Below are 1,022 nucleotides of genomic sequence, written 5' to 3'. Positions count from 1 at the left end.
CGAGGCGCTGGAGACCGCGCAAAACCTCGATACCATCGTGCTGGACAAGACCGGAACCATCACCACTGGCAAACCTGCTCTCACCGACGTCCGCGCAACCGGGACCGTGGCGGAGAACGAACTGCTCATGCTGGTTGCCGGCGCCGAAGCCGACAGCGAGCACCCCATAGCCAGCGCGGTAATCGCCGGCGCCCGTGGCCGCGGCATCACCGTTCCCGCCCCAGCGGCGTTTGATTCAATCACCGGCAAAGGTGTCCAGGCCACGGTCGCTGGCCGTAGTGTCCTGGTTGGCACTGCGACCTTGCTGGCTGAAAACGGTATCGACACAGCCGAACTCGAGCAGATCAGCACCGAGCTCGCAGCCGCGGGCAAGACCCCGGTTCTCGCCGCGGTCGACAGCTACCCGGCCGGTGTCATCGCCGTGGCCGACACCGTTAAGGGCGACTCCGTCTCCGCCATCGCCGCACTACGCGCGTTGGGTCTGCACGTGGTGATGATCAGCGGGGACAGTGCCCGTACCGCGGCTGCGATCGCAGCCCAGGTCGGGATCGACCGAGTGCTCGCCGAGGTCTTGCCCGAACACAAAGCGGGTGAGGTCCGCCGGCTGCAAGCCGAAGGACGCCAGGTCGGTATGGTCGGTGACGGCATCAACGATGCTCCCGCCCTGGCCCAAGCCGACGTCGGATTAGCGATCGGCACCGGCACGGATGTGGCCATCGAAGCCGCCGACATCACCCTGATTTCAGGGTCACTGGCCGGGGTGGTTACCGCGATCCGGCTCTCCCGCGCCACCATGCGCAACATCCGGCAGAACCTCTTTTTCGCGCTGATCTACAACGCCGTTGGCATACCGCTCGCAGCCGGCGCGCTGTATCCGCTGCTGGGGCTGCGGCTCTCACCGATGGTCGCCGCCGCCGCGATGACCCTATCGTCACTATCAGTCGTCGGCAACGCCAACCGCCTACGCCACTACCCCATCAAGCCGCTGCCGACCACTGAGGCACCCGCGGTCGAACCCCACC

The 1,022-nt window shown here is 66.4% G+C and carries 1 protein-coding gene; it reads left to right on the top strand.

Going from position 1 to position 1,022, the window contains the following annotated elements; translation table 11 throughout:
• The coding region (locus tag AC5Y5O_RS32065; RefSeq protein WP_500028754.1) for an HAD-IC family P-type ATPase at positions 1-1,022 on the top strand (1,022 nt) is incomplete at both ends.

Source organism: Mycobacterium sp. NGS40 (assembly GCF_059812735.1).
This window is presented reverse-complemented; position numbering and strand designations above follow the sequence as displayed.